Source organism: Stenotrophomonas sp. YJH_SMC_40 (genome assembly GCF_059368615.1).
This window is the reverse complement of record NZ_JCAFRX010000002.1, coordinates 166,163-187,434: the sequence shown is the minus strand read 5'-3', so window position 1 is coordinate 187,434 and position 21,272 is coordinate 166,163. Positions and strand designations below refer to the sequence as shown.

At 67.6% G+C, this 21,272-nt stretch carries 25 protein-coding genes; 11 read left to right on the top strand and 14 right to left on the bottom strand.

Features of this window, described 5'->3' with window-relative positions:
- Nucleotides 1–60: 60 nt before the first annotated feature.
- Complete coding sequence (locus AC5P6X_RS03855; RefSeq protein ID WP_329757072.1) at nucleotides 61–777, top strand: ABC transporter substrate-binding protein; 717 nt, start codon at nucleotides 61–63, stop codon at nucleotides 775–777.
- Nucleotides 778–808: 31 nt separating this feature from the next.
- Here AC5P6X_RS03855 and AC5P6X_RS03850 read toward each other — a convergent pair whose 3' ends face one another.
- A complete protein-coding gene (locus AC5P6X_RS03850; protein ID WP_123959112.1) occupies nucleotides 809–1,708 on the bottom strand; it encodes a LysR substrate-binding domain-containing protein in 900 nt (299 codons plus the stop codon).
- A gap of 98 nt (nucleotides 1,709–1,806) precedes the next feature.
- Here AC5P6X_RS03850 and AC5P6X_RS03845 point away from each other — a divergent pair, with 98 nt between their 5' ends.
- Nucleotides 1,807–1,950, top strand: coding sequence for a hypothetical protein (locus AC5P6X_RS03845; protein WP_172958424.1), 144 nt, complete (start codon nucleotides 1,807–1,809; stop codon nucleotides 1,948–1,950).
- A 7-nt stretch (nucleotides 1,951–1,957) separates the two neighbouring features.
- Here the strand turns inward: AC5P6X_RS03845 and AC5P6X_RS03840 are convergent, their stop codons facing one another.
- On the bottom strand, nucleotides 1,958–2,524 hold the full coding sequence (locus tag AC5P6X_RS03840) for a GIY-YIG nuclease family protein (RefSeq protein ID WP_033834050.1): 567 nt from the start codon (nucleotides 2,522–2,524) through the stop codon (nucleotides 1,958–1,960).
- Between the two features lie 42 nt (nucleotides 2,525–2,566).
- Nucleotides 2,567–4,120, bottom strand: a complete 1,554-nt coding sequence (locus AC5P6X_RS03835; protein WP_329757070.1) for an alkaline phosphatase — start codon at nucleotides 4,118–4,120, stop codon at nucleotides 2,567–2,569.
- A gap of 121 nt (nucleotides 4,121–4,241) precedes the next feature.
- Between AC5P6X_RS03835 and AC5P6X_RS03830 the strand changes: the two genes are divergently transcribed.
- Nucleotides 4,242–5,042 carry a D-alanyl-D-alanine carboxypeptidase family protein gene (locus tag AC5P6X_RS03830; protein ID WP_329757068.1) on the top strand — a complete coding sequence of 267 codons (801 nt, stop codon included), beginning with the start codon at nucleotides 4,242–4,244 and terminating at the stop codon, nucleotides 5,040–5,042.
- 13 nt (nucleotides 5,043–5,055) lie between these two features.
- Here the strand turns inward: AC5P6X_RS03830 and AC5P6X_RS03825 are convergent, their stop codons facing one another.
- Both AC5P6X_RS03825 and AC5P6X_RS03820 read right to left on the bottom strand, forming a co-directional pair.
- The gene (locus AC5P6X_RS03825; protein ID WP_049448495.1) at nucleotides 5,056–5,649 is read right to left on the bottom strand and encodes a TetR/AcrR family transcriptional regulator; all 594 of its coding nucleotides are present in this window, start codon (nucleotides 5,647–5,649) and stop codon (nucleotides 5,056–5,058) included.
- A gap of 16 nt (nucleotides 5,650–5,665) precedes the next feature.
- Nucleotides 5,666–6,262 carry an NAD(P)H-dependent oxidoreductase gene (locus AC5P6X_RS03820; RefSeq protein ID WP_108270001.1) on the bottom strand — a complete coding sequence of 199 codons (597 nt, stop codon included), beginning with the start codon at nucleotides 6,260–6,262 and terminating at the stop codon, nucleotides 5,666–5,668.
- Nucleotides 6,263–6,387: 125 nt separating this feature from the next.
- On the opposite strand from AC5P6X_RS03820, the gene AC5P6X_RS03815 reads away from it, so the two are divergent.
- Nucleotides 6,388–6,918 carry a hypothetical protein gene (locus AC5P6X_RS03815; RefSeq protein WP_049448500.1) on the top strand — a complete coding sequence of 177 codons (531 nt, stop codon included), beginning with the start codon at nucleotides 6,388–6,390 and terminating at the stop codon, nucleotides 6,916–6,918.
- Nucleotides 6,919–6,951: 33 nt separating this feature from the next.
- Here the strand turns inward: AC5P6X_RS03815 and AC5P6X_RS03810 are convergent, their stop codons facing one another.
- Nucleotides 6,952–7,779, bottom strand: a complete 828-nt coding sequence (locus tag AC5P6X_RS03810) for an isocitrate lyase/PEP mutase family protein (RefSeq protein WP_049448502.1) — start codon at nucleotides 7,777–7,779, stop codon at nucleotides 6,952–6,954.
- A 165-nt stretch (nucleotides 7,780–7,944) separates the two neighbouring features.
- Between AC5P6X_RS03810 and AC5P6X_RS03805 the strand changes: the two genes are divergently transcribed.
- From AC5P6X_RS03805 to accC, 4 genes are all read left to right on the top strand, one after another.
- Nucleotides 7,945–8,673 (top strand): DOPA 4,5-dioxygenase family protein, encoded by a 729-nt coding sequence (locus AC5P6X_RS03805; RefSeq protein WP_033834056.1) that lies wholly within the window; start codon nucleotides 7,945–7,947, stop codon nucleotides 8,671–8,673.
- Between the two features lie 388 nt (nucleotides 8,674–9,061).
- Nucleotides 9,062–9,505 carry a type II 3-dehydroquinate dehydratase gene (gene aroQ, locus AC5P6X_RS03800; RefSeq protein ID WP_005411251.1) on the top strand — a complete coding sequence of 148 codons (444 nt, stop codon included), beginning with the start codon at nucleotides 9,062–9,064 and terminating at the stop codon, nucleotides 9,503–9,505.
- A gap of 59 nt (nucleotides 9,506–9,564) precedes the next feature.
- On the top strand, nucleotides 9,565–10,044 hold the full coding sequence (gene accB / locus AC5P6X_RS03795; RefSeq protein WP_010481080.1) for an acetyl-CoA carboxylase biotin carboxyl carrier protein: 480 nt from the start codon (nucleotides 9,565–9,567) through the stop codon (nucleotides 10,042–10,044).
- Nucleotides 10,045–10,054: 10 nt separating this feature from the next.
- Nucleotides 10,055–11,422, top strand: coding sequence for an acetyl-CoA carboxylase biotin carboxylase subunit (gene accC, locus AC5P6X_RS03790; RefSeq protein WP_005411253.1), 1,368 nt, complete (start codon nucleotides 10,055–10,057; stop codon nucleotides 11,420–11,422).
- A gap of 97 nt (nucleotides 11,423–11,519) precedes the next feature.
- Here the strand turns inward: accC and AC5P6X_RS03785 are convergent, their stop codons facing one another.
- The gene (locus AC5P6X_RS03785; RefSeq protein WP_005411254.1) at nucleotides 11,520–11,894 is read right to left on the bottom strand and encodes a hypothetical protein; all 375 of its coding nucleotides are present in this window, start codon (nucleotides 11,892–11,894) and stop codon (nucleotides 11,520–11,522) included.
- Nucleotides 11,891–12,844 carry a hypothetical protein gene (locus AC5P6X_RS03780; RefSeq protein WP_049448507.1) on the bottom strand — a complete coding sequence of 318 codons (954 nt, stop codon included), beginning with the start codon at nucleotides 12,842–12,844 and terminating at the stop codon, nucleotides 11,891–11,893. Before AC5P6X_RS03780 ends, AC5P6X_RS03785 begins: the two co-directional genes overlap by 4 nt.
- Before the next feature lie 164 nt (nucleotides 12,845–13,008).
- Here AC5P6X_RS03780 and prmA point away from each other — a divergent pair, with 164 nt between their 5' ends.
- From prmA to fis, 3 genes are all read left to right on the top strand, one after another.
- The gene (gene prmA, locus AC5P6X_RS03775; protein WP_329757075.1) at nucleotides 13,009–13,929 is read left to right on the top strand and encodes a 50S ribosomal protein L11 methyltransferase; all 921 of its coding nucleotides are present in this window, start codon (nucleotides 13,009–13,011) and stop codon (nucleotides 13,927–13,929) included.
- Between the two features lie 42 nt (nucleotides 13,930–13,971).
- Complete coding sequence (locus AC5P6X_RS03770; RefSeq protein ID WP_164222570.1) at nucleotides 13,972–14,739, top strand: DUF3426 domain-containing protein; 768 nt, start codon at nucleotides 13,972–13,974, stop codon at nucleotides 14,737–14,739.
- Between the two features lie 114 nt (nucleotides 14,740–14,853).
- Nucleotides 14,854–15,129: a DNA-binding transcriptional regulator Fis gene (gene fis / locus AC5P6X_RS03765; RefSeq protein WP_005419706.1), complete on the top strand. Its 276-nt coding sequence runs from the start codon at nucleotides 14,854–14,856 to the stop codon at nucleotides 15,127–15,129.
- A 126-nt stretch (nucleotides 15,130–15,255) separates the two neighbouring features.
- Here the strand turns inward: fis and AC5P6X_RS03760 are convergent, their stop codons facing one another.
- The 6 genes from AC5P6X_RS03760 to AC5P6X_RS03735 are packed head-to-tail and all read right to left on the bottom strand — an operon-like array spanning nucleotide 15,256 to nucleotide 21,056.
- Nucleotides 15,256–16,251 carry a phosphatidate cytidylyltransferase gene (locus AC5P6X_RS03760; RefSeq protein ID WP_005414654.1) on the bottom strand — a complete coding sequence of 332 codons (996 nt, stop codon included), beginning with the start codon at nucleotides 16,249–16,251 and terminating at the stop codon, nucleotides 15,256–15,258.
- The gene (locus tag AC5P6X_RS03755) at nucleotides 16,248–16,877 is read right to left on the bottom strand and encodes a lysophospholipid acyltransferase family protein (protein ID WP_005411260.1); all 630 of its coding nucleotides are present in this window, start codon (nucleotides 16,875–16,877) and stop codon (nucleotides 16,248–16,250) included. Before AC5P6X_RS03755 ends, AC5P6X_RS03760 begins: the two co-directional genes overlap by 4 nt.
- Before the next feature lie 13 nt (nucleotides 16,878–16,890).
- The gene (locus AC5P6X_RS03750) at nucleotides 16,891–17,328 is read right to left on the bottom strand and encodes a hypothetical protein (protein ID WP_164222567.1); all 438 of its coding nucleotides are present in this window, start codon (nucleotides 17,326–17,328) and stop codon (nucleotides 16,891–16,893) included.
- Nucleotides 17,325–18,653: a phosphatase PAP2/dual specificity phosphatase family protein gene (locus tag AC5P6X_RS03745; RefSeq protein ID WP_164222565.1), complete on the bottom strand. Its 1,329-nt coding sequence runs from the start codon at nucleotides 18,651–18,653 to the stop codon at nucleotides 17,325–17,327. The genes AC5P6X_RS03750 and AC5P6X_RS03745 overlap by 4 nt, the downstream gene beginning before the upstream one ends.
- Entirely contained in the window at nucleotides 18,653–20,404 is a 1,752-nt protein-coding gene (locus AC5P6X_RS03740) for a bifunctional alpha/beta hydrolase/class I SAM-dependent methyltransferase (protein ID WP_329757065.1), read from the bottom strand. The genes AC5P6X_RS03745 and AC5P6X_RS03740 overlap by 1 nt, the downstream gene beginning before the upstream one ends.
- Nucleotides 20,405–20,438: 34 nt before the next feature.
- Complete coding sequence (locus tag AC5P6X_RS03735; RefSeq protein WP_005411264.1) at nucleotides 20,439–21,056, bottom strand: CDP-alcohol phosphatidyltransferase family protein; 618 nt, start codon at nucleotides 21,054–21,056, stop codon at nucleotides 20,439–20,441.
- Nucleotides 21,057–21,272 lie beyond the last annotated feature (216 nt).

Below are 21,272 nucleotides of genomic sequence, written 5' to 3'. Positions count from 1 at the left end.
CCACGCCACGCGGACACCGTTGTTGGCATGCTGGGTCTCTCCTGCCCCGTGGAGTCCTGCATGTCCCTGGCCGACCACCGACGTACGCTGGCACCGCACGGTTTCCTGCGCGTGGCGATCAACCTGGGCAACCCGGTGCTGGCACAGGGCGATGCGCGCTCACCGCGCGGCCCCTCGCTGGAACTGGCTACCGCGTTGGCGCAACGGATGGGGGTGCAGGCACGCTTCACCTGCCACGATGCCGCAGCCTCGGTGGTCGCCGCAGCGGACGAAGACGGCTGGGATCTGGCCTTCCTGGCGATCGATCCGGCGCGTGCCGACCGCATCGCCTTCAGCGCTCCGTATGTGGAGATCGAAGGCACTTACCTGGTGCGCGAAGACAGCCCGGCGCAGCAAGTGGCCGACCTCGACCGCGACGGACTGCGCATCGCGGTGGGGCGTGGCGCGGCCTATGACCTGTTCCTGAGCCGGGAACTGCGCCATGCCACGATCGAGCGGGCGGACACCTCGGCAGCGGCCATCGCCCTGTTCGACCAGCACCGCCTGGATGCCGCCGCCGGTGTACGCCAGCCGCTGGCGGCCTGGGCGAAGGCACATCCCGGCCATCGGGTGCTGGCCGATCGCTTCACCGCGATCCAGCAGGCAGTGGCGGCACCGGCCTCACGCCCGGCCAATGCGCTGCGGGCGCTGTTTGAGGAAGTGGAAGCGATCAAGGCGGGCTCGTTGCTGGAGGAAGCGTTCGCGCGTGCCGGGCAGGCGGTCACCCTGGTGCAGTGACTGTAGAGTCGGGATCGAGCACCGCGCGGCGTTACAGATACGCGTCCGCCATGTGCTGCACATGCTCGGCGGCCTGCGCATGCAGCCAGTCGCGGAACGCGAGGAAGCCGCGATGGCTGGCCGAGCGCTGCGGGTACACCAGCCAATGCGGCCACGCCGTCTTCAGGCGCTGGCTGGACAGCGCGACCAGCTGGCCGGATTCCAGCAGCAGACGTGCCCGGGTCACCCGGCCAAGGGCCACGCCTACGCCATCCAGTGCGGCGCGATGGTGCGCCTCCGAATCATCCAGCACCGCCACGAAGCGCGATGGCGGGCTCTGCCCACTCAACGCGAACCAGGCGCCCCACGCGCCGTCGGGATCACCGAGCAGCGGCCACTGGGTCAGCGGTACACGGTCGATGCCCCCCATGCGCTCGATCAGCGCGGGGCTCGCCATCGGCACCAGCCACTCGTCGAACAGCGGTTCCACCACCAGGCCCGGCCATTGCCCGCTGCCCAGCCGCAGCGCGGCGTCGAACTGGCGCTGCCGCTCGAAATCAATCAGGCGCTCACTCGACTGCAGGTTGATCTCGATCTGCGGGTGCTCAGCCACGAAGTGACCCAGGCGCGGCACCAGCCAGGCCGATGCCATCGATGGCACCGCACTGATCGTCAGCACGTGCTCGGCACGCGCGGCATAGGGCTGGAAGGCTTCGTTTATCGCATCCAGATGCGGCCCCACCTGCTCGAGCAGGCGCTGCCCCTCAAGGGTAAGGGTGATACCACGCGGCTGGCGGATCAGCAGCGGCTGCCCGAGCCGTTCTTCCAGCTGCCGCATCTGGTGGCTGAGCGCGCTGACGGTCAGGTTCATCGACGCCGCCGCGCGCGACAGGTTGCCAAGCCGGGCGGCAGCCACGAAGCCCTGGAGGGCATGGAGCGGAGGGCGGGACATAAGGCTTGAAATTCTCTCAAGTCATGCTTGCGGAAATGTCGCTTTTTGCCCGTCCATGCTGCCCGTATCGTGCAATCCACTCAAGTGGAGGCACGCTCATGAACATCTTCGGCGGCTTGTTGTTCCTGCAGGGCCACGTGGCCAGCGCCGAGCTGGCACGCCAGCTGGCCAGCCCGTCCACACCTGCCCCGCAGTGCGCGCGGCAACCGGCCGCGCCGGTTCAGCCGCCGCGAACCCGTTGAAGGCTCCTCAACCTGCATACCAGCGTTGGACGTGTTCAGGCAGCCACGGGATCGGATCGATGTCCAATGCCCGACAACCGTCGAGGGTGTCACGCAGCGCGCCCTCGCCGGGGCCACCGGGGATCCGCAGGCCTTCCTCTTCGGGAAGCTGCACCGCCGCCCAGTCGTGCAACCGGTCCATGCGCAGGCGAAGCGCGGCTCGCAGCCACCCCTTCAGTGGATAGCAGCGATAGCCCTGTTCGCCCAGGCCGGCAACCGCAAGCGACAAAGCGTGGTTGGCACCACGTACCCATTCGGTGCGGCCTCCAGCCTTGTCCTGGACCGTCATCGGCGCCGGCGCGCGGTGCGCCTTGAACGGCGAACGCAGCTGCAGCTCCAGATCCCGCGCATCGCGCTCGCTTTCCGCTTCCACCAGCGCACCGGCGTCGAGATCGAAGAACTCGAACCAACGCCGGTGCAATGCGCTGATGCGCCCAAGCGGATCACGTGAGAAACCAATCTTCGCGTAGTCTTCCCACGCACAGGGGAAGACGTAAGCGAAGACACGACCGTCGATGCGGATATCCGACTGCATGTACGCAGGCTGCCTCGACAACAGCCCGCGTGCAACCGGGCGTTACCGTGGACGCTGCAGCGCTTCCTGCACTGCGGCAGCCACGTCGGTATTGTCGATGTAGCTGCCGTCGTTCCAGCGCACGTGCTGACGGTAGCCGGCATCGACGCCCCGCACGCGCTTCCCCAGCAGCTCCGCGCCGGCGCCCCTGGCCCACAGCGGCACCAGCGCGTTGGAGTGGTTGCCGGTGGGGCGGAAGCTGATTCCGGGCATGCGGCCGCGACCGTTGTTGCGTACCGGCGCGAAAGCCACGTCCTGTGCATCCGGGCCCATCGGCATGCTGTTGTCGTGGTCGGTGGTGACGATCAGCAGGTTGCGCTCCCAGCCACCGTTGCGCTCGATCCAGTCGACCACCGCCTCCACCGCGTCATTGAACTCCACGGTCTCTTCGATCAGCCGGCCATGCTGCGGCTGATCGCTGCACTGGCCGTAATGCCATTCGGTGCCGCACGCACTGGTATGTGCGGCCCAGTCGGTGGCGCCGCCTTCCACCATCAGGAACAGCCCCTTGGACGAGCGCTGCTGCAGGAACTGCAGTGCGCCACGCGTCATGGTCGCCAGATCGGGCACGCTGTCGATCTTCCTCACTCCCGAAGGCGTGCCTGCATCCTTGCCCAGCACCTGCAGCTGGCGCGCCTGCTGCAGTGTGTTGGCCACGCGCGGTACACCGATCAGCGGCCGGTCGGCCGGCAACCGTCCCTGCGCCAGTGCGGCGAACGCTTCCTTGCTGCGGATCAGGCGCCACGGTCCCGCCGGATTGCCGCCGATGGTGCTGCCCGCTTCCAGCTGCTGCCAATCCTGCTGCGACACCCACTCCCATGGATTCGCACAGCCCTCCGCCTTCGCCGCGTCCGTACCTTCATGGCAGGCGCGGCCGTCGACGCTGTAGCCGGGGCCACCCGTGCCCATCACCAGGTCCATGTGGCCCTGCGCCAGCATCTGGTGTGCGATGGCGTGATAGTTGCTGCGCGATTCGTTCTGCGCCGCGAACGCGGCCGGCGTGGCATGCGCGAACGGCACCGAGGTGACCACGCCGGTGGCCATTCCCAGGCGCTTGGCGCGCAGCGTATTGAACTCGACCGGCTGGCCATCGTTGTTGAAGTTGATGGCGTTGTTGTAGGTCTTGATGCCCGAGGACAGCGCAGTGCCCGCCGCCGCACTGTCGGTAGCCACCGCGGCCAGGTACTGGTAGCCCACAAAGGGCAGGTCCTGCGCAGGAACCGGCGCGTCATCCCAGGCCTTGCCCGGGTCGTAGCCAAGCGTCTGCGCGTTGTCACCGGTCGGCTGGCTGCTCGCGTTCAACGGAAAGGTGGTCACCGCCAGGCGCAGTGGGAAATCCGCATAGGGTGCGCCTTCACGGCTGCCGTACTGCCAGTAGGCGGCGGCGTCCCAGGCACCCCAGCCGGCACCGTCGTTGATCATCACGATCACATTGAGCGGACCGGCTTCGGCGGTGGAAACAGCCTCGGCGCGCAGGTTGGGCTGGCAGCCGCCAAGTGCGGCCAGCGCGAGCAGCAACGAAGAATGAACCCAGCGGCGTGGAATGCGTGCAGTCATCGGATGTCCCGTCGGGCCATCGGCGGCCCACAATTACGATACGTTATATCGTTGCAATATTTCAGCTTCGTGCAGCCGCCGCACACTATCCTGCTGGGTCCCCACTGCCATCGTCGCTTCCATGCCGTCTCCTGCTCCTGCTCCTGCGCGTGCACCGCTGTCGTCCATCACCCTCGATGCGGCAACTTTCGCGGTGATTCACCAGCACAACGCGGATATCGCCAGGCAGCCGGCCTCGCTGACCAAGCTGATGACCGCCTACGCGGCTTACGAATGTGTCGAGGAGCGCGGGCGCTCGTGGGGCGACGAAGTCACCATCGCCGCCGACGACGTGCATGCGGTCGCCGACGATGAAACGCGCATGGGCCTGGTGCCCGGCGAAACGGTCACGCTCGCGCGCCTGCTGGAAGGGTTGATGATCGTCTCCGGCAATGACGCGGCGCTGGCCATGGCGCGCCACCTGGACGGATCGCAGCCTGCGTTCCTGGAGCGCATGAACCGGCACGCACGCCAGCTCGGCCTGCGCAGCAGCTGGTTCGCCAGCGTCTCCGGCATCACCACGCCGCGCCATGCATCCAGCGCGCGCGACATGGCGGTGCTGGCCGCCTGCCTGCTGAATGACCATCCGCAGATGCGGGCAATCACCGCGCAGCGCGCGTTCGTGCATGGCAGCTTCAGCCGCAACAACCAGAATGCGCTGCTTGGCGATGACGGCGTGGATGGATTGAAGACCGGCTACACCCAGGCAGCAGGCTTCTGCCTGGCCGCCACCGCATGCCGGGCAGTGCCCGGGCGGGATCAGCCGGTACGCCTGATCACCGTGGTGCTGGGTTCTGAAAGCCGCGACGCGCGCGATGCCCTAGTGCGCGATCAGCTGGCGGCAGGATTCGCCACGCTGGCCAGCAGCACTGCCGGGGCCTGACGCCCGAAGCCGCTCAGCGCCGCTTGACCGTCGCCACGATCAGCCGCTGCAGCTCGGCCTCGGCGTTGGTCTTGTCCAGCGCGCCTGCCGCCACGGCTTCAGACAGGGCTTCAGCCGCACCGAGAATCGCCCAGCGCCCAGCAAGTGGCACCGTGCCACCGGCGGCAAACGGACCCAGCCATACGTCGCAGTTGTCGATGAAGTCCTGCTGGTAACGCCGCCGCACCTCGTGCAGTTCCGGCGCTCCCACCAGCGCGGCGAGGATGCCCTGCACTTCACTGCCCTGGCTGAGGATGCAGTCGATGTAGCCGGAGGCGATGGCCGCCGCACGGTCGGCCAGCTGCGCGCGGGCGCGGCCGATACGCTCGTGGAATACCACCGTCTGGCGCCCGTCATAGTCATCGTAGAGCGCGGCCAGCAGGCCGTTGCGGGTCACGAAGTGATCGTAGGCCACCGGCTTGGTCACGCCCGCCGCCTCGGCCAGCCGACCCAGCGTCAACGCGTCGGTGCCTTCTTCGCCAACCAGCGCCCAGGCCACGTCCAGCAACTGCCGGGCGCGTTGCTCGCGGGTCAATCGGCGGCGCGTGGGAGCGGCGTTGGCAGGCATCGGCGGAACACGGCGATCAGCGCATCGGGGTGCCTATTTTACGGCCGATCGCCAGCGCGGTCTGCAGATGCGTTCCGGCCGCACCGGTATCGGCATCCAGCAGCAGGTCGGACGTCAGCACGCGCGCGCCGCAGTAGTCGAAGATGCCCATGTCGATCTGCGTCTTCATCGCCGCATCGTAGCCACGACGTTCAACAATCGCTGCATCGGCGCCGCCCAGCCCCACCAGATGCACGTTCAGGCGCTGCAGCTTCTTCACCAGCTTGCCCTGCGCATCCTGTGCGTAGGCCCATTCGTTGGTGAAGACACGGTCGATCCAGCCCTTCAGCAGTGCCGGGAACGACCACCAGTACAACGGGAACACCAGCACCAGTGTATCGGTGGCCTCCAGCCGTGCGTGCTCGGCGGCGATGTCGGCCGGTACCGCGCCGGTGCTGCGGAACAAGGCCTGGTCCTGGGCGTTGAAGCGCGGATCGAAGCCTTCGGCCATCAGATCGGCGTAGGCCACGGTGTTGCGGGCGTCGGCAGCAGTGATGGCATCGCCGATGCGATGCGCCATCGCATGGGTCAGCGAACCGGGTTCAGGGTGGGCGATGACAATGAGGCTGTGCATGGGAGTCTCCAGGAATCAATACCTACCAATAGTAAGTAGTGATTTTCGGGATACCAGCGCCATCGATGGGACGCTGTTTTCGCATCCACCGTATAGTGCGGCGGTGCCCTGTGAGACACCCGAACATGGATCGACGCCTGCCCCTGACGATACTGATGCTGCTGTCGCTGTTGCTGCCATCCGCCTTCGCAGGTGAACTCAGTCCCAGTGATGCGAAGGCACTGCGCGAAGATGTGCGCGCCATGATGACTGCATACGCCCGCGGCGATGCGGACTTCCTCATCGAACGCACCCATCCCAGCCTCAAGCGACTGGCCGGCGGCGATGACGCCTTCCAGGCGATCACCCGTGATGCGTTGAAGAAGCAGCACAACGCCGGTGTAGTGATCATCAGCGAAGATGTAGGTGTGCCGACCCGGACCTATGCTGCCGGAGAGGAAGAAGTCTGCTTCGTGCCACGCCAATCCCTGATACGGGTGCGTGAAACCCCAATGCGCAGCACCACGTTCATGGTGGCCGTGCGCCGCGTTGGTGGTTCCGGCTGGACGTATCTGGATGGCACCGGGCTGCAGGGCAATCCAAACCTGCTTCGCCAACTGCTGCCAGCGCTGGAACCCGACGTGACCTTACCCAAGCGGGAGATCGAGGCGCTGTAGTCGCCGGCCCCTCCCGCCTTGCACGGCGTGGATCTAGCGGAACAGCGCGTTCAAGGCAGCCCCGGAGGCCGCCTGCTGCAGCCCATCGAAGCGTCCGTCCTGCACGATCGGCTGGGTCGCCTGCATCAGCCCGCCCCACGCGGCACGGGCGAGTGCGCCGCCCAGACTCACCCGGCGAATGCCGAGCGCGGCAATGTCCTGCAGGCGCAGCGGTGTCGGTCCACCGACCAGCAGGTTCACCGGCTTCGACCCGGCAGCGGCGACCACCGCGCTGATCTGCTCGCGCGTGCTGATGCCAGGTGCATACAGCACGTCGGCACCGGCCTCTGCGTAGGCACGCAGGCGCTGCAGGGTGTCCTGCAGATCCGGCACGCCAACGAAGAAGTTCTCGGCGCGGCCGACCAGCAGCACGTCGCCACCCGCGCGGTCGATGGCTGCACGGGCAGCGCGCAGGCGCTCGACCGCCTGGTCGATCGGACGCAGCGGTGCATCGGCCACGCCGCTGGCATCCTCGATCGACAATGCCGCAATGCCGGTGGCGATCGCCGCGGCCACCGCCTCCTGCACCGCCTGCGGCGTGGCGCCGAAGCCATCACCGAAGTCGGCATTCAACGGCAATGGGGTCGCTGCCACCATCACGCGCAGATGCGCCAGCGTGGCCTGCAGCGAAACCGCTCCGTCCGGCCGTCCTTCGCTCCAGGCGCAGCCGGCACTGGTGGTGGCCAGTGCCTGGAAGCCCTGCCGCTGCAGGTAGCGGGCACTGCCCACATCCCACGGGTTGGGCAGCACGAAGCAACCCTGCGCGTGCAGCTGGCGGAAAAACGCGCGCTTTTGCTGTGTGTCGGCATCGGGCGAGATCATGGAAGGGCTCCGGGCGGCAGACCTGCACCCTAGCCCGCCCAGCGGCCACGCTCAACGACAACGGGGCGCACCTGCATGAGGTGATGCCCCCTGCTTATTGGACGCTGTGGATGCGGGTGCCCGAGCGTGCTTGCCTGCCCACACGATGCCGCCACGGAGCCCTTCATGCACCCGGACCCGCAGACCCTCACCGACGCCGGCGATGATGACGCCCACTGGGCCGACCTGCTGTCGCCGGCACGGCGCCGCCTGATCGCTTCGGCGGGTCTGGCCGCTGGCGGCCTGGCCAGTGCCTCGACCGCCGCCGCAGCACCGCGCGGCAACGACGCGGTGAATACCACCGAGCCTGGCCGCCCCGGCTTCCGTGCCATCGTGCCGCCAGCACCGGAAGGGCGCAGCCCCTGGGGCCAGGCCACGGCCAGCGAACCGACCCCGCGCCCGGCCAGCGTGCGTCCCGGCGAGGCCACCCTGCCCGTGACCCCACGCGCCTACACCGACATCAAGAGCTATCACGCGCACATCTACTTCGACGAGGACAGCTTCGAGAAGGCTGCGCTGCTGCGGCGCTGGGCGGCCGAGCGCTTCCCGGTGGAGCTGGGCAACTGGAACCTGGAACCGCGCGGGCCGCACGTCACCCCGTCGTTCTACTTCGGCTTCACCAACGACCTGCTGCCGGTGCTGGTGCCCTGGCTGCAGCTCAACAGCCTGGGCCTGACCATCCTGATCCACCCCAATACCGGTGATGGCCGCGCCGACCACCTGTATTACGCGTTGTGGGTAAACCGCGCGCAGCCGGTGAATGCCTACAACTGGCCGGCACCGAAGCCTGGAGAACGGGAACCGCTGGAAGAGGTGTTCCCGAACGTGGTGCCGACGGTGCCGCTGGAGACGTGAGCGGGGGCGTGGCGGGGGGCAGTGGGTGGCGTGCGGCGCACCTTGGGCTGCCCCTCGGTGGGTGCGTAGCGTGCTACGTACCGAACGTCCTCCATCCACGCATCGCGTGGATCTATTGAATGGTGGCCTCATCCGCGCGTGGCGTGGATCTACTGCAGCACCACCCATGACAGCATCAGCCCTGCCCATGCCTGCCGCCATCGTCGGCCTACGTGCATGCATCCCCGGCCTGCGAGCCATTCAGCGCGCCTTGATCCAGCGCCCCCCATACGGCCACAAGCGCTCCGGCAGATTTCAAACGTTCGATTGAAACGCTGCAAACTTCGCCGAACTGGACAGCATCCGCCGGTTCCGCCAGACTGCCGCCCTTTCCCGTCTTCCGGATCCCATGGCGAAGCTGCTGGTCCTGCACGGCCCCAACCTCAACCTGCTCGGCACACGCGAGCCGGAGGTCTACGGCCACACCACGCTGGCCGACATCGACCAGGCCCTGGCCAGCCAGGCATCGGCCGCCGGACACGCGGTGGAGAGCCTGCAGTCCAATGCCGAGCACGTGCTGGTGGACCGCGTGCAGGCCGCACGCGACGACGGAACCGCTTTCATCCTGATCAACCCCGCCGCCTTCACCCACACCTCGGTTGCCCTGCGCGATGCGCTGGCCGCGGTGGCGGTGCCGTTCATCGAGATCCACCTGTCCAACCCGCATACCCGCGAACCGTTCCGCCAGCACAGCTACTTCAGTGACAAGGCGGTGGGCGTGGTGTGCGGCTTCGGTGCCGACAGCTACCGCTACGCGATGGACGCGGCGCTGCTGCGGGTATCCGCCACCTGATTGTCGACCCGGGCGCCCACGGCGCTCTCCTCACCTAGATAGAAACCAAAGAGGCCCTCATGGATCTGCGCAAAATCAAGAAGCTGATCGACCTGCTGGAAGAGTCGAACCTGGCTGAAATCGAAATCAAGGAAGGCGAAGAGTCGGTGCGCCTGTCGCGTGCCCCGGTGGCCGGCTATGCCGCCCCGGTCGCCGCCCCGGTGTACGCCGCTCCGGCCGCCCCGGCACCGCAGGCAATGCCGATGCAGTCGCCGACCGAAGCCTCCACCGGCGGTACCGCCAAGCCGGGCCCGGCACTGCCGGAAGGCCACGTGCTGCGCTCGCCGATGGTCGGCACCTTCTACGCGTCGTCCGCCCCGGACAAGCCGGCCTTCGTCACCGTTGGGCAGCAGGTCAAGGAAGGCGAGACCCTGGCCATCATCGAAGCAATGAAGATGTTCAACCCGATCGAAGCCGACAAGTCTGGCACCATCGTCGCCATCCTTGGCGAGAACGGCCAGCCGGTGGAATTCGACCAGCCGCTGTTCGTGATCGGCTGAGGGGCACGCCATGCTCGACAAAGTCGTCATCGCCAACCGAGGGGAGATCGCGCTGCGCATCCTGCGCGCGTGCCACACCCTCGGCATCCGCACGGTGGCCGTGCATTCCACGGTCGACCGCAACCTCAAGCATGTGGCCATGGCCGACGAGTCGGTCTGCATCGGCCCGGCGCCGTCGCCGCAGAGCTACCTCAACATTCCGGCGCTGATCGCCGCCGCTGAAGTCACCGACGCGCAGGCGATCCATCCCGGTTACGGCTTCCTGTCGGAGAACGCCGACTTCGCCGAGCGCGTGGAAGAATCCGGCTTCATCTTCATCGGCCCCAAGGCTGACACCATCCGCATGATGGGCGACAAGGTCGAAGCCATCCGCGCGATGAAGTCGGCCGGCGTGCCGTGCGTGCCCGGTTCGGGCGGCCCGCTGGGCGATGACATCGTCGCCAACACCAAGATCGCCCGTGAGATCGGCTACCCGGTCATCATCAAGGCGGCCGGTGGCGGTGGCGGTCGCGGCATGCGCGTGGTGCATGCCGAGGCCTCGTTGAAGACCTCGATCGAAACCACCAAGAGCGAGGCCAAGGCCGCGTTCGGCAATGGCGAGGTCTACATGGAGAAGTTCCTGGAGAACCCGCGCCACGTGGAAATCCAGGTGCTGGCCGACGGCCAGGGCAACGCCATCCACCTGGGTGAGCGCGACTGCTCGATGCAGCGCCGCCACCAGAAGGTGGTGGAAGAAGCGCCGGCACCGGGCATCACCGCCGAACAGCGCGAGCAGATCGGCAAGGTCTGCACCGAAGCCTGCGTGCGCATCGGCTACCGCGGCGCCGGCACCTTCGAGTTCCTGTACGAAGACGGCCGCTTCTACTTCATCGAGATGAACACCCGCATCCAGGTGGAACATCCGGTCACCGAAATGGTCACCGGCATCGACCTGGTGGCCGAGCAGCTGAAGATCGCCGCCGGACAGAAGCTGTCGATCAAGCAGAGCGACGTGGTGCTGACCGGCCACGCGATCGAGTGCCGCATCAACGCCGAAGACGCCGAGACCTTCGTGCCGAGCCCGGGCACCATCACCGGCTTCCATCCGCCGGGCGGCCCCGGCGTGCGCGTGGATACCCACATCTACAGTGGCTACCGCGTGCCGTCGAACTACGACTCGATGATCGGCAAGCTGATCGTGCACGGCCCGGACCGCGAAACCGCCATCGCCCGCATGCGGGTGGCGCTGAGCGAGATGGTGGTCGACGGCATCAAGACCAACATCGCCCTGCAGCAGCGGATCATGCGCGACAAGGGCTTCCAGGCCGGTGGCCAGAACATCCACTACCTGGAAAAGCGTCTTGCCGAGCGCAAGAACAAGCCGATCGCACTGACCTGATCGGCAGCAGGTACTGGACATGAAAAGGGCGGGGATATCCCCGCCCTTTTTCCATTGCCGTAGAGCCGAGCGTGGGCTCGGCTCTACGGCAGGTGCATCAGCGCTTGTCGGCAGCTTCGGCCGGGATCTGCGAATTCGCCAGCGGGCGTACACCATTGGGCGAGCTCGGGTCGACGATCACCATCGTCTCGGTGGACCCATCGGGCCACACCACCTGGAAGGTACTGCCTGCCGGCAACGATGCGAACGGCATGCCGCTCTGCGCGCGATAGACCGCAGCGACCTGGCTGGCACCCACGCGGCGCACATCTTCCTGCGCCTTCACCGTGGTCAGTTCCACTTTCGACAGATGCCGGTAACGATCTTCATAGGTGTCGATCATCAACAGCCCGACCGCGCCGGCCGAATAGGCCACGAACAGCGCCACCCAGAACCAGAACTTGGCCCCATGCAGGAATCGACGGTAGTTCATTGCCCGCCCCTCTTGCCAACCAATCGCTTGATCCACTGCTTCATTTTCCCCGCACCTTGCCGCGAAACCGCAGCGTCATACACGAAATCACGGAAATCCTGCGTCCCATCCTGCGAACAGATCCCTCCATTCGCGCAAAAACTGTTGACCAGCACGCTGTCGGCACCACACGGTAGACCGAGCTCGCAGGCCGCAACCCGCCACGCCAGTTCACTGAGCTGTTCACCCGCGACCAGGCCAGTGAGCGCCTGGTCGCCCGCCGCGCGCACGCCCATGCCCGGTGCAATGGCCATGAAGGCCTCCGGATCGCGCGATGTGCGCACCCGCTCGACCAGGTCACGGCGGTACTCGGGGCTGTCATTCAGCGGCTCGCCTTCGGCAAACAGCGATGCTTCCGCTGCGAGGTTGCCCTGCGTGGCCGCCTTGCGGCGCTCGGCCAGCACCAGCGCGGACCCCAGCTTGTCGCCCGGCACGAAGCCGCCACAACGCTGCGCCACGCGCTCGCGCGCCTGCACCATCGCCGGTGCAGCGGTCAGGCCCAGCCCGGCCAGCACATTGTTGTCCAACCGATAACCGCCCGGATCGATGGCGTACTGCGCGCAGTAGTCGTAGACCCGGCTGAGCATCCAGCGCGCCTCGTGATTGCCGTCGTCGGCCTGCACGCGCAGGCGCTGCGCGTAGGCGTACAGATCGGTCGCATCCTCGATGTCCGCGCGCAGGTCCAGCGGCAGGCCCGAAGGCAGCGCGTTGCCGCGCTCGAACGCCGCCAGGCGACGCGCCAACGCTTCCGGCACGACCGGCAGGGGCGCCGCAACCTGCGCCGTCGGCAGTTCGCCTGCGGTCACCGGTACCGACCCGGCATGGCCGCTGGCCCGATACCCGGCCACGCCCAGCACGGCCACCGCCGGCAGCACGAGCAACCAGGTTTTCAGGGTCGGAGCAAAGGCCATTGGCGGCAGTGAGCGTTCATGGCGCACAGGAAAGCAGCAAGTTTAGCAAGGCCTGCCAGGCCTGTCTGAATCGGTTCCGTTCATCTCCAAGCGGCATCTCAGGCAATACGGAGACGCTCCGATGGTCTAGCATGGCCCCCTTTCCCGCGATTGCCCCCACCGCCATGCCGTTCCTGGAACTGACCCTGCGTTGCACCGAAGCTACCCAGCCCCGCTATGAGAATGCGCTGGAGGATGTCGGCGCACTGGCCGTCACGCTGCTTGATGCCGAGGCCGATACCAGCAACGAACAGGCCATTCTCGAGCCGGGCGTGGGCGAGACCCCGCTATGGGACACCCTGGTGCTGAGCGCGCTGTTTCCCACCGACAGCAACGCGTTGCTGCTGCTGGCCGCGCTGGAAGCATTCGACCCGGAACTTGACTGGAGCAGCGGCAGTTTCCGCGCGGTTGAGGACGAGGACTGGGAACGCGCCTGGCTGGACCAGTTCCAGCCGATGGCTTTCGGCAGCCGCACCTGGATCGTGCCGTGGAACCATGAACTGCCGGAGGCCGCACAGGCTGCAGACGCCGCCGTGGTGCGGCTGGACCCGGGCCTGGCGTTCGGCTCGGGCACCCACCCGACCACCGCGCTCTGCCTGCGCTGGCTGGACCAGCTGGCCGTGGATGGCCTGCTGCAGGGCCAGCGCGTGCTCGACTTCGGCTGCGGCTCCGGCATCCTTGCGCTTGCCGCGCTGAAGCTGGGCGCCGCTGAGGCCATCGGCGTGGACAACGATCCGCAGGCCCTGGTCGCCACCGCCGACAATGCCGAGCGCAACGGCGAACAGGCGCGCATGCACGTGTACCTGCCGCCGGACGAACCGGTCGCCACCTACCCGATCGTGGTCGCCAACATCCTCGCCTCGGCACTGGACGCGTTGGCCGAGCTGCTGGCCGCGCGCGTGGCTGCCGGCGGCCGTATTGCCCTGTCCGGCATCCTGCACGGCCAGGAAGGTGAACTGCTGCAGCGCTATGCCGAATGGTTCGACGACCTGCAGGCGACCCAGGATGGCGACTGGATGCGCATCACCGGCGTGCGCCGCGCCTGATCGTGGTTGAATGACTGCTGGATCCGAGCCCGCACCCTGAGCATGTCCGAGCCGAACCCACCGCGACGCCCTCTGGCAACCTTCCTGCGCACCGCCCCGGAAGGTTCGCCCGTGCCTGCGACCGATGCGCGCACGCAGGAACCAGAAGAACACGCGTCGCCTGCCATGCAGGTGCCAGCCGGGCCCGCCGAAGCGGCGCATGTGGCGGCAGAGATGCAGCACGACGATGCGCCTGTCATCGTTGATGACATTGCGGCCATCGCGTCGGCACCGGTTGCAGTGCCGGCGACGACGGCCGCCGTTGACGCGCCGAGTTTCCTTGGCAGTGCGCGCCCCCGCGGCCTGCCGGCACCGCGCTGGCACTGGCTGCTGGTTGCAGGGCTGGCGCTGCTGCTGGTGCTGCAGAGCCTGCTGGCCGACCGTGCGCGGCTGGCCGCCGACGCTGGCAACCGTGCTTGGCTGGGCACGCTCTGCGGCCTCCTGCGCTGCAGCCTGCCGGCCTGGCATGAACCCACTGCCTTTACCATGACCAGCCGCGAGATCCGGCCGCTGCCCGGCCAGGCCGGCGTGCTGCAGGTGCAGGCCAGCATCCGCAACGACGCACGCTGGGCACAGGCCTGGCCGGACCTGCGCCTGTCACTGTCCGATGCTGATGGCCGGGTGATCGGCAGCGGTGTGTTCACGCCTGCGCAGTACCTTGGCGAGAACCCCGGCGCCGCGCTGCTGGAACCGGGCCAGAGCGCGCGCGTCGCCTTCCGTGTGCAGGAGCCCGCCGCATCCACCGTCGCATTCACCTTCGACTTCCTCTGAACGTGAAAAGGCGACCGGCCGTGGCAGGCCGGGCACGCTCGCGCTAGACTGGCCGCCACCACCTCGTCCGGCCGCGCGCACCGCGCGCACGGGCCCACCGAATCGGGAACCCCCTTGAACGCTGTCCTCTCTCGTCCTGACAACAGTCGTGGCGCTCCCCGGCCACCGCTGCGTGAACATGTCGCCCAATCCGTGCGCCGTTACCTGCGTGACCTCGATGGCTGCGACGCGGACGATGTCTACGAGATCGTGCTGCGCGAGATGGAGATCCCGCTGTTCGTGGAAGTGCTCAACCACTGCGAAGGCAACCAGAGCCGCGCCGCCGCGATGCTGGGCATCCACCGTGCCACCCTGCGCAAGAAGCTGAAGGAATACGGCATCAGCGCGTAAGCGCGCGCGGGTAGTGCCGGCCGCTGGCCGGCAACCCCACGAACGATGGCAGGATGTTGCAGTTGCCGGCCAGCGGCCGGCACTACCGGTAGATCCACGCCATGCGTGGATGGAAGCCCGGCAGAATCAACCGCCACCGCCCGCCTTCCAGTAATACCGCACCACGTGGAAGAACACCGGCGCGGCGAAGCACACCGAATCCAGCCGGTCGAGCATGCCGCCATGGCCCTCGATCATGTGGCCCCAGTCCTTGATGCCCCGGTCACGCTTGATCGCCGACATCACCAGGCCGCCCCAGAACCCCATCAGGTTGATCAGCAGCGACAGGCCGAACGCCTGCAGCGGCGTGAACGGGGTGATCCACCACAGCGCCGCGCCCAGTGCGCTGGCACTCAGCACGCCGCCGACGAAGCCCTCCACCGTCTTTGACGGCGACAGCTTCGGCGCGATCAGGTGCTTGCCCAACAACTTGCCCCAGATGTACTGCAGCACGTCCGAGGACTGCACCACGATCACCAGGAAAGCAAACAGCAGCACGTTGCGCGAGGGGTCATGGCCCGGCACGTGCAGGTTCAGCAGCAGCGGCACGTGCGAGATGCAGAACACGCAGATCATCAGCCCCCACTGCACCTTCGCCGTGCGCTCCAGGTAGTGCGTGGTATCGCCGCCGATGGTCGACAGGATCGGCAGGAACAGGAACGCATAGACCGGAATCAGCAGCGTGTACATGCCGTACCAGTCGATCCACACCAGGTAGTACTGCCACGGCAGCACGATGTAGAACGCGGCCAGCAGCGCGTAGTAATCGCCTGAGCGGGTCGGCGCCAGGGTGATGAACTCGCGCAGTGCGAACAGCGAGATGATCGCGAACAGCACGATCACCCCGGCGCGGCCGAAGAACAGCGCCAGCCCGACCACGATCGCCATTACCCACCACGCGCGGATGCGCGACACCAGGTTGGCGATGACCGCGCTGGGCCGGCCGCGCTGGCGCCATCGCAGCGTTTCGGCCACCAGCGTGGCCAGTACCAGCACCGCACCGACGCCAGCGAACAGCAGGCCGGTCTGCTGGCCCACGCTCTGCGCTGCCAGGTCGCCGGACACATCGATCAGGAAACTCATGCGCGCCCCCCGTTCGGCGCCAGGTCCAGCAGCGCCTGCCGGCTGCGGGCCAGGAAGGCCGCCTTGTCCTCGTCGGCCTGCAGCCGCAGCGGCGTACCGAAGGTGGCCGTGCACAGCAGCGGCAGCGGCAGGAACCGGCCCTTGGGCATCACCCGCTTCAGGTTGTCGATCCACACCGGCACGAATTCCAGCTCCGGCCGTTGCCGTGCCAGGTGATAGATGCCGCTCTTGAACGGCAGCAGCGGTTCATCGCCCACGTTGCGGGTACCTTCCGGAAACAGGATCAGCGAGCAGTCTTCGTCCACCGCGTCACGCAGGGCCTGCAGCGGATCCTGCTGGCGATGGCCGGCCTCGCGCTCGACCAGCACGCCGTTGAACACCGCATCGATCAGGTAGCGACGCAAGCCGTCGCGCTGCCAGTATTCGGCCGCGGCAACTGGCCGCACCTGGCGCCGCAACGCAGGCGGCATCGACGACCAGATCAGCACGAAGTCGCCATGGCTGGCGTGGTTGCCGTAGTACACACGGCGCTCGCTGGACGGCGCGCAACCGATCCACAACGCGCGGGCACCGGTCACTACATGGATCGCACCACTGCAGGCGCGGGCAATCAGTTCGGCGAACATTGGTCCCTCCCGTTCACGTCTGCGGCCACAACACGGCCAGCACCAGCAGTGCGAACTGCACCGCTGTCAGCAGGTACTGGCGCAGCAGCAGGCGACGCATGCCGGCCCAGCGCGCGTCCCAGCCCCGCAGGGGCGCATCGGGCGACGCGCGGCGCAGGCCGCTGTCCTGCAGCAGCTGATCAGTGCGGCGCGCGGCGGCATCGCCGTCCAGGCGCTCATCGCGCAGCAGCTGCAGCAGGCTGGCGTCCAGCGCAACCCGCCACGCGTGGTACGCCTGGGCCACCCCTGCAGACATGCTGGCCAGCAGCAACCCTGCAGCGATCATCGCCAGGCCCGGCTCGGTGCCGAGCAGCAGCAATGCCACCAGCAGCAGCCCCAGCGACAGGCATGCCGGCCAACGCCCCTGCCGCAGCAGCAGCTGCATGGTCGCCAGATCGGGAACCGTGCTCATGCGCGCACTCCTGCCGCGTCGGTGATGGCACGCAGATGGGCCGTACCCAGCACGATGCCAGGGCGCGCAGCACGCACGATCGCCACCGCCGCGTCCGCATCGGCCGCACGACCGCTGCGCAGCAGCCAGGTGGCCACGCTGGCGGCGCTGCGCGAATAGCCCAGCGCACAGCACACCAGCAACGGTCCGTGCGCATGCAGGCGCTCGATGGCCTCGGCCGCTTCGCGCAGCTGTTCCGGTGCAGGGACCACCAGGTCCAGCATCGGCACGCTGGCATACGCGGCGCCCTGCGCGCGACAGGACAGCTCGGCACAGGCATCGACCACGCCCACCAGGGGGGCCGGCAATGCCTCAGAGGGAATGCGCCCCAGCCACACACCGTCCATCACCGGCACCGGCTGCGGCGCACGCCGCGTCCACAGCCGCGAGTTGATCCAGGCAGCGCCCAGGTACGGTGCCAGCAGCCATCGCGCGGCCATCGTCAGGCGGCCATCGGCGCGCTTCTGGAACACCGCTGTACCCAGCCCGGCATAGGCCAGCGCCACCAGCAGCAACGACGTCACCGGCCACAGCAGCCACAACGCGGCGCCACGCAGAAGCACCACCGGCACCAGCAATACGGCGGCCCCCAACAGGTACAACGCTGCCAATCGCCAACGCCTCGCATCACGCGCGGTGTGCCAGGCCCGCAATGGTGGCGTGCCCTGCTCCGGCCACAGCCAGACGCACAGCCAACCGGCCAGCAGGCCGGTCGGGATATCGATGAAATGGTGCTGGAACGTGGTCAGCACCGAGACGCCGATCAGCAGTGCCCACACATGCAGTAGCCCGCGCCACACGCCATGCAGGTACTGCGCGAACTTCACCCACAGCACGATCAACAACACGATGTGCAGCGACGGCGCCTGGTTGAACGGCCTGTCGAAGCCCAGCAGCACATCGAACAGCCAGCCGAACACACCCCCGATCTCCGGACGCTCGAAGCTGAAGCGCAGCGGCCACAGCAGAAAACAGGTGACCGCGATGACCTGCGCACTGAACAGTCGCAGCGCATGCCGGTCCAGTTCCAGCCGACGCCGGCACAGGAAGAACGAGATCGCGTAGAACAGATCGATCGACCAGTACGGCACGATCGTCCACGGCACGAACGGGATGCGTGTCTCCCACGCGAACGCCATCACCGGCAGGGTGGCGTGGCGGCCGGCCATCCAGTTGGCGAAGCCATAGCTTGCGAAGAAGAACGGACCCAGCAGGGCCAGCCACAGCAGGGCGCGCCGCCAGGGGCGCCCTTCCGCGGCCAGCGGGGTTGCGGCGAGCGTCGCCATCACGCGGTCCGGCGCGCCAGCGACACGGTGAAGATGCCGAAGTCGTCGATGCGCTGCGCCACCTTCTCGAAACCGGCCAGGCGCACCAGCTCATCCATCTCCTGCTGGGTACGGCGACGCATCACCCACGCCGCGCCACCGCGATGGCTGGTCAAGGCGCGGGCGATGAATTCCAGCTGCGGGTGCCAGGGTTGGCCGGTGTAGGCCAGGTAGCCGCCCACCGGCACCGTTGCGGCGATACCCTGCAGCGAGCGCAGCACGGCGTCGTTGTCGGGGAACAGTTCGTACAGGCCCGAGACCACCGCCAGTGTCGGTACTGGATCGACCTTGGCCAGTTGCGCCGGATCGAACGCATCGCCCTGCTCGAAGCGGGCGATGTCGGCCGCACCGAGGCGCTCGATCAACGCTTGGCCCTGGGTCACGTTCAGATCGCTGAAATCACGCAGCACGATACGGTCGGCGCGCTGTTCGCCCTGGCCCAGCGCTTCCAGCACATACCGGCCATGGCCGGCGGCCACGTCCAGCACACGCACCGGCGTGCCCTGCCCGCGCAGGCGCTGGGCAGCGTCGCGCAGCAGTTCCTGCAGGTGCTGGCCGCGCACGCGGATGCCACGCCAGCCGATTGCATCCAGGTAGTTGCGGTCGACCATCCGCCCCAATTGGCCCTTGCCGCGCGCCTCATTCCGGTAGATGTAGTCCAGCGTGCTACCGGAATCGAAACCGGTCCGCAGGCCCAGCGCGATGCCTTCGGACAGCGTGCCGCCGAAGCGCAGGCCGCCACGCACCACGCGCCAGCGCAGGTCGGCCAGGCTGTTGCGCTCCGGTGGCCAGGCCAGGATCTCGGATTCTTCGAAGGTTGGCCCGTGACGGTGCGCGTCGCGGCGTGACAGCTCGCGCAGCGGCTCGGCAAAACGCGCCTGGATGAAGCCGCGGATGCGCGCCAGTGCTGGTGCACGATCGCGCTCGCCCAGCGTGTCGTGGAAGAAGCCCGGCAGATGCACACGCTCCTTGATCGGGCTGGACAGGCGCTCGTAGAAGCGGTCCTGCGGGCCACGGTGCACGACGAAATCCGAGCCGGACACCAGCAGCTGCACCGGTACGCTGATTGCCTGCGCATCGGCCACGATGCGGTCGGCCGCCTCGTACAGGCCCAGCAGCACGCGCACCGAAATCGGCCGGGTAATCAGTGGGTCGGTGCGGTAGCTTTCCGCCCGCGCCGGATCGTGGGTCAGCCACTGCGGCTTGACGTAGCTGTTGACGAAGAAGTTGCCACGCAGCTTCTGCATCAAGGCCAGGCCCGGCCGCGCGAACGGCACGTACAGCTTCACCTTGAACGCCGGCGAGGCCATGACCAGCGCGCGCAGGCGTGGCGCGTAGTCGTGCACCCAGGTCGCGGCGACCACCGCCCCTACGCTCTGCGCGATCACCACGATGTCTTCCACCGCAATGCCGTGCTCGGCGCCGATGTGGGCGATGAAACTGTCCAGATCACGCACCAGCGCCGGGAAGCCCGGTGCATCGCCCCGTGCGCCCGGCGAACGGCCATTGCCGCGCGCGTCCCAGGCGAAGAAGGCGGTGTCGGGCAGGTCCAGCTCATCGACCAGGTGGGTGACCCGGCCGGAGTGCTCATGGCCGCGGTGCAGCAGCACGATGGCCTTGGTGGCCGGCGTTGCGGTGGTGCCCGCCCAGTACCGGTAGAACAGCGGTACCTGGTCGAAGCTGTGGAATTCCCGTTCCTGCGCCTGACGCATGCAATCTCCTGATTGTCTTCTTGTATCTGCTTGATTAATTCGGCGAAACCGCTGCTTCCCGCAGTCCCCGACGGACGCGGTTGACCATCGTCAGCACGCACAGCACCGCCATGACCGCGGCCACGCCAGTGACCGTCATCGCGCCAACCCACTCGAACGCCAGCAGCAGGCCCAGCGCACCGATCACGAACGCGCGGTCGCTCTTGCCCATCGGGCCGTCGTAGCGGCGGCTGGCACCGACCATCAGCCCCAGCACCCCGGCGTACTCGCTCAGGGCCGCGGTCCAGGCCAGCAGCCACAGCATCTCGGGGCGCACGCCCGGCACGCTGAGCAGGCTCAGGTACAGCGCCGCGTCGGCGATTACATCGCACAGCTCATTCAGATAGGCGCCCAGCCGCGACTGCTGGCCGAACTCGCGGGCCAGCATGCCGTCCACGGCGTTGAGCGCCATGCGCAGCAGCATCCACAGTGGCAGCAGCAGGTACAGCAGGGGCTGGGCCGGCGCGCAGCACCAGACGGCGGCAGCCACCAGCAGCGAGACCACGGCAGCGGCCACGGTCACCGTATTGGCAGTGATCCCCATGCGGTACAGGCCGCGTACGGCTGGACGCAACAGGTCCTGGAAACGTCCTTTCAATGCATAGATCGACATGATCCGTACCCGCTGATCCTTGGCAGTGCGGGCACAGCCTACCCCATCGTTGGCAGATTCCGACAACCCTGCTCTGGTCCGCAGGCCAGCCCCCGGATCGGGCCGGATCGGTGTGCCCGACCCGGCCTTGCGTCGATCGCCACGGCAAATTACCCCTTCCAGCGCCCGCCACCGGCCCCCACCGCCTACAATATCGGCCCCGCTCCGCTGCCGATT

Coding starts and splice junctions, on each gene's coding strand:
- AC5P6X_RS03855 (WP_329757072.1), top strand. CDS start 61: ATGTCCCTGGCCGACCACCGACGTACGCTGGCACCGCACGGTTTCCTG.
- AC5P6X_RS03850 (WP_123959112.1), bottom strand. CDS start 1,708: ATGTCCCGCCCTCCGCTCCATGCCCTCCAGGGCTTCGTGGCTGCCGCC.
- AC5P6X_RS03845 (WP_172958424.1), top strand. CDS start 1,807: ATGAACATCTTCGGCGGCTTGTTGTTCCTGCAGGGCCACGTGGCCAGC.
- AC5P6X_RS03840 (WP_033834050.1), bottom strand. CDS start 2,524: ATGCAGTCGGATATCCGCATCGACGGTCGTGTCTTCGCTTACGTCTTC.
- AC5P6X_RS03835 (WP_329757070.1), bottom strand. CDS start 4,120: ATGACTGCACGCATTCCACGCCGCTGGGTTCATTCTTCGTTGCTGCTC.
- AC5P6X_RS03830 (WP_329757068.1), top strand. CDS start 4,242: ATGCCGTCTCCTGCTCCTGCTCCTGCGCGTGCACCGCTGTCGTCCATC.
- AC5P6X_RS03825 (WP_049448495.1), bottom strand. CDS start 5,649: ATGCCTGCCAACGCCGCTCCCACGCGCCGCCGATTGACCCGCGAGCAA.
- AC5P6X_RS03820 (WP_108270001.1), bottom strand. CDS start 6,262: ATGCACAGCCTCATTGTCATCGCCCACCCTGAACCCGGTTCGCTGACC.
- AC5P6X_RS03815 (WP_049448500.1), top strand. CDS start 6,388: ATGGATCGACGCCTGCCCCTGACGATACTGATGCTGCTGTCGCTGTTG.
- AC5P6X_RS03810 (WP_049448502.1), bottom strand. CDS start 7,779: ATGATCTCGCCCGATGCCGACACACAGCAAAAGCGCGCGTTTTTCCGC.
- AC5P6X_RS03805 (WP_033834056.1), top strand. CDS start 7,945: ATGCACCCGGACCCGCAGACCCTCACCGACGCCGGCGATGATGACGCC.
- aroQ (WP_005411251.1), top strand. CDS start 9,062: ATGGCGAAGCTGCTGGTCCTGCACGGCCCCAACCTCAACCTGCTCGGC.
- accB (WP_010481080.1), top strand. CDS start 9,565: ATGGATCTGCGCAAAATCAAGAAGCTGATCGACCTGCTGGAAGAGTCG.
- accC (WP_005411253.1), top strand. CDS start 10,055: ATGCTCGACAAAGTCGTCATCGCCAACCGAGGGGAGATCGCGCTGCGC.
- AC5P6X_RS03785 (WP_005411254.1), bottom strand. CDS start 11,894: ATGAACTACCGTCGATTCCTGCATGGGGCCAAGTTCTGGTTCTGGGTG.
- AC5P6X_RS03780 (WP_049448507.1), bottom strand. CDS start 12,844: ATGGCCTTTGCTCCGACCCTGAAAACCTGGTTGCTCGTGCTGCCGGCG.
- prmA (WP_329757075.1), top strand. CDS start 13,009: ATGCCGTTCCTGGAACTGACCCTGCGTTGCACCGAAGCTACCCAGCCC.
- AC5P6X_RS03770 (WP_164222570.1), top strand. CDS start 13,972: ATGTCCGAGCCGAACCCACCGCGACGCCCTCTGGCAACCTTCCTGCGC.
- AC5P6X_RS03760 (WP_005414654.1), bottom strand. CDS start 16,251: ATGAGTTTCCTGATCGATGTGTCCGGCGACCTGGCAGCGCAGAGCGTG.
- AC5P6X_RS03755 (WP_005411260.1), bottom strand. CDS start 16,877: ATGTTCGCCGAACTGATTGCCCGCGCCTGCAGTGGTGCGATCCATGTA.
- AC5P6X_RS03750 (WP_164222567.1), bottom strand. CDS start 17,328: ATGAGCACGGTTCCCGATCTGGCGACCATGCAGCTGCTGCTGCGGCAG.
- AC5P6X_RS03745 (WP_164222565.1), bottom strand. CDS start 18,653: ATGGCGACGCTCGCCGCAACCCCGCTGGCCGCGGAAGGGCGCCCCTGG.
- AC5P6X_RS03740 (WP_329757065.1), bottom strand. CDS start 20,404: ATGCGTCAGGCGCAGGAACGGGAATTCCACAGCTTCGACCAGGTACCG.
- AC5P6X_RS03735 (WP_005411264.1), bottom strand. CDS start 21,056: ATGTCGATCTATGCATTGAAAGGACGTTTCCAGGACCTGTTGCGTCCA.